The sequence below is a fragment of the Streptomyces sp. NPDC014864 genome, assembly GCF_043081525.1.
Taxonomy (GTDB): domain Bacteria; phylum Actinomycetota; class Actinomycetes; order Streptomycetales; family Streptomycetaceae; genus Streptomyces.
Genome location: NZ_JBIBWT010000010.1, coordinates 273,254 through 280,852 on the forward strand (window position 1 = coordinate 273,254; position 7,599 = coordinate 280,852).

The following is a 7,599-nucleotide window of genomic DNA, read 5'->3' on the forward strand; positions in this document are numbered from 1 at the left end:
GTTCCGGTACGAGGTCGAGGGGGCGTACGGGGCATGAGTCTCGGAGACGAGCACGGATTCGGCGATTCCGCGCGCACCGACGACGGGTACGGAGGCAGCGGGCAGACCCGCACACGGCTCCCCGAACGGGCCGGCGACCCGTACGGAGGCGCTCGGCGCGGGGGCCGCTCGTCCTCGCGCAGCCTGGTCACGGTGGTCGGCGTGGTCGTGCTCCTCATCGCCGCGATCGCCTTCGCGAACCGTGGAGGCGACGGTTCCGCCTCCCAGGACGCCACCCGCGACCAACCGAGAACGTCCCCGACGGCGGCTTCGGGGGAGCGCCCGGTGCGGACCAAGACGGGCGGGGTCCCGACCGGTTACGCGCACGACGCGCAGGGAGCCCAGAGCGCGGCGGCGAACTACTCGGTGGCGCTGGGATCCGCCGAGATGTTCAGCACAGACCAACGGCACGCGATCGTCGACACGGTGTACGCCCCCGGCGTCGCGGCCCGCCGCCGCAGCGAGTTGGACAACGCGTACTCGAACGAGAAGTTCCTCAGCAACATCGGCCTGGACAAGCACGGCACCGCGCCGTCCGGCCAGACGTTCGTCTCCCGGATCATCCCGGTCGGGACCAAGATCACCTCACTGAGCGGGAACACCGCGAGCGTCGAGGTCTGGTACACGTCGCTCTTCGGTCTCTCCGGAGAAGCGTCGACCAACCCCGTGTCGGAAAGCTGGTACACCACCACCTACCAGCTGACGTGGGTCGGCAACGACTGGAAGATCACCGACTTCCAGCAGAAGGACGGCCCCGTTCCGGTCGGCCGCGACCAAAAGGCCTCCACCGCCGACGACATGACGAAGGCCGTCGAGGAGTACGGAGGGTTCACGTATGCGCGCTAACCACCGCTTCCTCAACGTCACGGCCGCCCTGGCCGCCGTCCAGGCCAACGCGGTCGTCCTGGCCACCCAGGCCTTCGCCGCGCCCAGCCCGACCCCCTCTCCCACGGGGGGCAAGGACCCCTGCGGCCTGATCCGCGGACCCGCCAAGGACTACTGCGAGAAGGGCAGCGGGTCGGGCTCCAAGGGCCTGACCACCGACCCCTCCGCCCCCACCTCCGCCCTCGACCCCCTCTCCTCCCTCGCCAAGGGCTGTGCCGACGCCGCCTCCTGGACCATCGGCAAGCTCAGCAAGGCCGTGAAGGAGACCGCGAACGTCGACTTCACCAACCCCAAGTTCCTTCAGCAGTACGCCGTGGTGTTCGCCGCGTCGACGATCCTGACCCTCCTTCTGTGGCTGCTGGCCGTGGCCAAGCGGGCCGTCCGCGGAGTCCCCCTGTCCACCGCGATCTCCGAGGCCGTCGGCTTCCTCTGGCTGACCGTGCTCGCCTCCGCCTTCACCCCGCTGATCCTCTACACCGTCGTCTCGGCCGCCGACGGCGTCTCGGACGTCCTCGCCAGGGCCACAGGCGACCAGGCCGACACCTTCTTCGGCACCTTCTCCGCCGCTCTCGACAAGGGCGACAGCATCGGCGGCGGCCCGATCATGCTGATCGTCGTCTCCCTCGTCTCCATCCTCGCCGCCGGCGTCCTCTGGCTGGAGCTCGTCCTGCGCGCCGCCCTGCTCTACGTGGGCGCCCTCCTCGGCACCGTCGTCTACTCCGGCCTGGTCGACAAGAACCTCTGGGGCCACGTCCGGCGCTGGGCCGGCATCATGATCGCCGTCATCCTGGTGAAGCCGGTCATCGTGATCGTCCTGGGCCTGGCCGGCGCCCTGTCCTCGGGTGACGACGGCCCCGGCGCCTTCTCCGCGGTCGTCTCCGGCCTCGCCATCATCCTGCTCGCCATCTTCGCCAGCGCGATGATCTACCGCTTCGTCCCCGGCTTCGGCGACGAGATCGCGGCCGGCCGCAACAACCGCATCATGCAGGGCGCCGAGGGCAAGGCCGCCGCGGTCATCAGCTCCCCCGCCAGCCTGGTCGCCCAGGGCATCAAGACCCACAGCACCCGGGCCGACAGCAACGGCGGTGCGGGCGGCGGCCAGTCGTCCACCCCCCGCCAGGCCAACCCCGCCTCCGGCGGCGTCGCCGCGCACAGCTCGCGCGTCCCCGACGGTGGCGGCGGATCCGTCCCCTCCGCCGCACCCGCTCCCCGTGCCCCCAGCCGGGTGAACACCCCGCACGCCAGCAGCACCCGCAACAGCACCAGCAAGAGCCCGGGAGGTGAAGGGCGTTGACGGCCGAGTCCCACGTGTCCCATACGGTCACGCCCCGCCGTACATATCTCATCGGCCGCGCCCGGCCGAACGCCATCGTCGGCCGCAACCGCGAGTCGGGCGAGATCGCCCTGATCATCGCCGGTGCGTTCCTCGGCATGATGTGCGGACTCCTCGTCCCCGTGCTGTCCGCGCGCATCGTGCTGCTGACCGGCTTCCCGCTGCTCGCACTGGCCGCGGTCTACGTGCCCTACCGGCACCGCACGTTCTACAAGTGGTTCGAGATCAACCGCACCTACAAGCGCACGGTCAAGCGGGGCGCCGCCTACCGCTCCGGCGCCGTCGAGGCCGGCACGCGCCTGGAGGGGCGGGAGATCGAGATCGGCCCGCCGCCCGGCATCGGACGCATCAGCTGGCTCGCCGCCCCCTTCGGCCCCGACGAGATCGCCGTCCTGCTGCACGCCGACCGCAAGACGGTCACGGCCTGCATCGAGATCGAGGGACCCGGCGTCGGCCTGCGTGACTCCGAGGACCAGGAGGCCCTCGTCGACCGCTTCGGCACCCTGCTCAAGCACGTGGCCAACGGCGACGGCTTCGTCACCCGCCTGCAGATGCTCGCCCGCACCCTGCCCGCCGACCCCGACGCCCACGCCAAGGACGTCGCGGTCCGCGGCGACGAGCGGGCACCGCGCTGGCTCGCGCGCTCCTACGACCAGTTGCAGTCGATGGTGTCCACCAGCAGCGAGCAGCACCGCGCCTATCTCGTCGCCTGCATGCACTACACGCGCGACCTCGCCGCCGAGGCCCAGGCCATGGCCCGCGCCGTCCGGCCCCAGGGCGGCCGCAAACTCGACCGGGACGCCGGCCTCGCGGTCGTCATGGCCCGCGAGCTCACCGACATCTGCTCCCGGCTCCAGGAGGCCGACATCCGCGTACGGCAGCCGCTCGGTCAGGGGCGGCTGGCCTCGCTGATCCACTCCATGTACGACCCGGACCACCCGATCGACCACATCCAGGCGATGACCCAGCGCAACGCCTGGCCGGCCGAACTGGACGCCATGGAACCGACCTACCTCCAGGCCAAGACCCGCGAGTCGTCCACCCGCGAGCCCTGGTGCCACGCCACCGCCTGGATCAAGGAGTGGCCGCTGACCCCGGTGGGCGTCAACTTCCTCGCCCCGCTGCTCGTCCACACCCCGGACGTCATCCGCACCGTCGCCGTGACGATGGACCTCGAACCCACCGAGGTCGCCATCGAACGGATGCTGACGGAGAAGACCAACGACGTCGCCGACGCCAGCCGCGCCGCCAAGATGAACCGCACCGTGGACCCGCGCGACGTGGCCGCCCACCAGCGCCTCGACCAGCGCGGCGACGACCTCGCCAGCGGCGCGGCCGGCGTCAACCTCGTCGGCTACATCACCGTCTCCGCGCGCTCCCCCGAGTCCCTCGCCCGCGACAAGCGGACCATCCGGGCCTCGGCCGGAAAGTCGTACCTGAAGCTGGAGTGGTGCGACCGCGAGCACCACCGCGCCTTCGTGAACACGCTTCCGTTCGCCACCGGAATCCGACGGTAGGGGCTGATGCTCTGATGCGGGACCCGCTGACCGCCCTCACGGACGCCTTCACGTCCTTCCTGTTCGGGAAGGTCGAGACGACCCGGCTGCCGGTGCGCACGTCGACGGGACAGGCCCAGGCGGTCTACCTGCCGACCGCCGCGCCCGGCCTCGGCGACTCCGGCGTCATCATCGGCCGTGAGGTCTACTCCGGAAAGGGATACATCTACGACCCCTTCCAGCTCTACGGCCAGCAGCTCCCCGCACCGCACTGGCTCGTCCTCGGCGAGTCCGGCAACGGAAAGTCGGCGCTGGAGAAGACGTACGTGCTGCGCCAGTTGCGCTTCCGCGACCGCCAGGTCGTCGTCCTCGACGCCCAGGGCGAGGACGGAGTCGGCGAGTGGAACCTCATCGCCGAGGAGCTGGGGATAACGCCGATCCGGCTGGACCCGACGGCCGCCCTGAACCACGGCATCCGGCTCAACCCGCTGGACCCGTCGATCACCACCACCGGGCAGCTCGCCCTGCTGCGGACCATCATCGAGGTGGCGATGGGCCACGGCCTCGACGAGCGCTCCGGCTTCGCGCTCAAGGTCGCGCACGCCTACGTCAACGAGACGATCGTCGAACGCCAGCCGGTGCTCACCGACATCGTCGAGCGGCTGCGCCACCCCGAACCGGAGTCGGCGGAGGCGATGAACGTCGCCATAGACGACGTACGGGCCTGGGGTCTGGACGTGGCGCTCGTCCTGGACCGGCTGGTCGACGGTGACCTCCGGGGCATGTTCGACGGTCCCACGACGGTCGGCATCGACCTGGACGCCCCACTGATCGTCTTCGACCTCTCCCACATCGACCGCAACTCCATCGCCATGCCGATCCTGATGGCGATCGTCGGCGTGTGGCTGGAGCACACCTGGATCCGCCCCGACCGGAAGAAGCGCATCTTCCTGGTCGAGGAGGCCTGGCACATCATCAACAGCCCCTTCGTGGCCCAGCTGTTCCAGCGGCTGCTGAAGTTCGGCCGTCGGCTCGGCCTGTCCTTCGTCGCGGTCGTCCACCACCTGTCCGACGTGGTGGACGGGGCGGCGGCCAAGGAGGCGGCCGCGATCCTCAAGATGGCCTCGACCCGGACGATCTACGCCCAGAAGGCCGACGAGGCCAGAGCGACCGGACGGGTCCTCGGCCTGCCCCGCTGGGCGGTGGAGATCATCCCCACCCTGACCCCCGGCATCGCGGTGTGGGACGTCAACGGCAACGTCCAGGTGGTCAAACACCTGGTCACCGAGACCGAACGCCCGCTGGTCTTCACCGACCGCGCCATGACCGAGTCGTCCAGCGACCTGGCCGACGACGACGCCCTGCGCGCCGCCGAACGGGAGGCGGAGGAACGGGCGGCCGCCTTCATGGAACAGCACATCACCGACCTGGACGGCTCCTCCGAGTCGACGGTCGCCTAGGAGGAGGCGCGTGCGACCGGACGACCGCGAGCGGGGACAGGGCCGCCCAGGCGGCCAGGGAGGCATCCCCGACGGACTGCTGCTCGGCCTCCTCGCCTTCCTCCTCGGCATGACCGTGCTGGTGTGGACGGCCACCGGCCTCGCGGGCCTGTTCGCTCGGGGCGCCTGGCCGGCCGGCGTCACCTTCGCCCGTACACCCCTGGCCATGCGCCACCTCATCGGCGCGCCGCACGACATGCCCGGGGCCTGGCCGGACTCCCCGCCCGGCGGGCTGTCAGGGTACGGCCTGTTCTGGGGGCTGTTCATCGGCCAGTTGATGGTGCTGCTGGTGCTGACCGTGTTCGTGATGGGCACGGTGGCCCGGTGGAGAGCGGGCCGGTGGCGCAGACGCGCGGACCGGGCTGCGGCACGGCACCAGCCGGCGCCCGCGGAGACCGTCTCGGGTCCGGCTCCGGCCCACCACGAGGTCCCGATCCAGAGAACGACCTCAGCGCCCGGCCAACCGTCCCTCCAGCCCCACCAGCCGCTCCCCCAGCCGGAGACCGAGGGCAAGGCCCAGCGGCTCCCGGACGTGCCGCAGCCCGCACAGGCGGCACAGGTGACGGCACCGGCCCTGGACCCCGCGCCCGCCCCGGCGCCGGCACCGGGTCCCGAGCCCTCCGCCGCCCCGGTCGCCGCAGAACGGGTGGGCGGCCGGGAGCGCATCGTCGTGGCCCCGAGAGAGAGCCGTCAGGCCGCGGCGGCCCAGGCGATCCGCGACGCCGAGGGCCCCGCTCTGGTGGTCACCTCGAACCCCGCCCTGTGGCAGGACACCAAGGACTCCCGCGCGAAACTGGGCCCGGTCCTCCTCTACGACCCCGCCCATCTCTGCGACACCCCGGCCCGTCTGCACTGGTCCCCCACCTCGGGATGCGAGGACCAGACGACGGCGGCCGCCCGGGCCGCCGCCCTCCTGGCGCCGGTCCGTCCCACCGCCAAGATCGACCAGATCCTGGCGGACACGGCGGAACTCCTGCTGCGCAGCTATCTGCACGCCGCCGCGGTCGACGGCCGCACCGTCCGCCACGTCCACCGCTGGTCCCAGGGCACCCAGGTGCAGGAAGCGGTCCGCGCCCTCCGTACGAATCCCAAGGCGGCGCCCGGGTCGGCGGGCGAGCTCGAGTCCGCGCTCACCTCGCACCCCCAGCGCCGCGACATCGCCCAGGAGTTGACGAGTCGTGCGCTGTCCGCGCTCCTCACGGTCAACATCCGGGAAGCCTGCACTCCAAACCGAACTGATGCGCTCGCCTTGGATTCCTTCGTGAGCGAAGGGGGCACGCTTTATGCGGTGGGGGAATCCCTCGAGGATCCCCGGACCCACCCGGGTGCGATGCCCTTCCTGACGGCACTCGCCTCAAGCGTGGTCGAGCGCGGCCGGCGCATGGCCGAACGGTCATCCTCCGGTCGGCTCGACCCACCACTCACCCTGGTCCTGGACGACGTGGCGGCCGTGGCTCCCCTCCCCCGGCTGCCCGAGCTGCTGGCCTCGGGAGCGGACCGGGGCCTGCCGACTCTGGCTCTGCTCCGCTCCCGCGAACAGGCCCGCAGCCGCTGGCCGCACGACGAACTTCCCGTTTGAACCGGGTGACCCGCCACCACGGCGGAGAGCTTCGGGACACAGCTCAGGGACGCTCGAGCACGTACTCCAGCTCCGACTCCGCCGAGCCACCAGCCAGCGGCACGGTCACACCGCTCGGCAGGAAGCCCACCCTGCGGTAGAAGCGCTGCGCCCGCCCGTTGTCCTCGTGCACGATCAGCCGGACGCGCTCCACCCCGATCCCCCAGGCCCACTCCAGGGCCTCCACGAACAGCACCTCGGTCAGGCCGCACCCCCGGTGTTCCGGCTGCACGAACACGCCGACGACATGGCCCTGTCGCCGCTCGACCGGGAAGCCGGCCCAGTCCGTTGTGCCGGCCTCCTCCACCAGGACGGTGACCGTCCCGACCCATGTGCCGTCGGGCGCCTCGGCGACGAACTGTCGGGCACCGGTCGCGCCCTCCGCGGCGCCGACCGCCCGGTCCTGCCAGAAGGAGTCCGGCTCGGCAACGGCCTGCTCATAGGTCTGCAGGAACGCCAGGTGCGCCACCGGGTCCTGGAGCGCGAGGAGCCGCAACGCCTTCACCGCGGGCCACTCATCGGCCCGTATGGCACGGACCAGGTAGTTGTCGTCGCTGTCGAGGCTGCTCATGGGCGCAACCGTAGTGCAGCAAAAGAAAAAGGCCCACACCATTTCTGGTGTGGGCCTTTTCTTAAAATTTGTTCGGCGGTGTCCTACTCTCCCACAGGGTCCCCCCTGCAGTACCATCGGCGCTGTGAGGCTTAGCTTCCGGGTTCGGAATGTAACCG

6 protein-coding genes and 1 rRNA gene are annotated in these 7,599 nt (G+C 71.0%); 5 read left to right on the forward strand and 2 right to left on the reverse strand.

The window, feature by feature from the left end:
• Positions 1 to 33: 33 nt before the first annotated feature.
• From ACF1A5_RS20585 to ACF1A5_RS20605, 5 genes are read left to right on the forward strand one after another with little or no spacing between them, the layout of a single operon-like run.
• Positions 34 to 885, forward strand: coding sequence for a hypothetical protein (locus ACF1A5_RS20585; RefSeq protein ID WP_392194290.1), 852 nt, complete (start codon positions 34 to 36; stop codon positions 883 to 885).
• A complete protein-coding gene (locus ACF1A5_RS20590; protein ID WP_392194291.1) occupies positions 875 to 2,218 on the forward strand; it encodes a hypothetical protein in 1,344 nt (447 codons plus the stop codon). Before ACF1A5_RS20585 ends, ACF1A5_RS20590 begins: the two co-directional genes overlap by 11 nt.
• The gene (locus tag ACF1A5_RS20595) at positions 2,215 to 3,774 is read left to right on the forward strand and encodes an SCO6880 family protein (protein WP_392194292.1); all 1,560 of its coding nucleotides are present in this window, start codon (positions 2,215 to 2,217) and stop codon (positions 3,772 to 3,774) included. Before ACF1A5_RS20590 ends, ACF1A5_RS20595 begins: the two co-directional genes overlap by 4 nt.
• A gap of 14 nt (positions 3,775 to 3,788) precedes the next feature.
• On the forward strand, positions 3,789 to 5,213 hold the full coding sequence (locus ACF1A5_RS20600; RefSeq protein ID WP_392194293.1) for an ATP-binding protein: 1,425 nt from the start codon (positions 3,789 to 3,791) through the stop codon (positions 5,211 to 5,213).
• 10 nt (positions 5,214 to 5,223) lie between these two features.
• Positions 5,224 to 6,831: a type VI secretion protein gene (locus ACF1A5_RS20605; protein WP_392194294.1), complete on the forward strand. Its 1,608-nt coding sequence runs from the start codon at positions 5,224 to 5,226 to the stop codon at positions 6,829 to 6,831.
• Between the two features lie 43 nt (positions 6,832 to 6,874).
• On the opposite strand, the gene ACF1A5_RS20610 is transcribed toward ACF1A5_RS20605, so the two are convergent.
• Positions 6,875 to 7,441 (reverse strand): GNAT family N-acetyltransferase, encoded by a 567-nt coding sequence (locus ACF1A5_RS20610; protein WP_392194295.1) that lies wholly within the window; start codon positions 7,439 to 7,441, stop codon positions 6,875 to 6,877.
• A gap of 70 nt (positions 7,442 to 7,511) precedes the next feature.
• Positions 7,512 to 7,599: ribosomal RNA gene (rrf, locus tag ACF1A5_RS20615) — 5S ribosomal RNA — on the reverse strand; the annotation flags it as partial.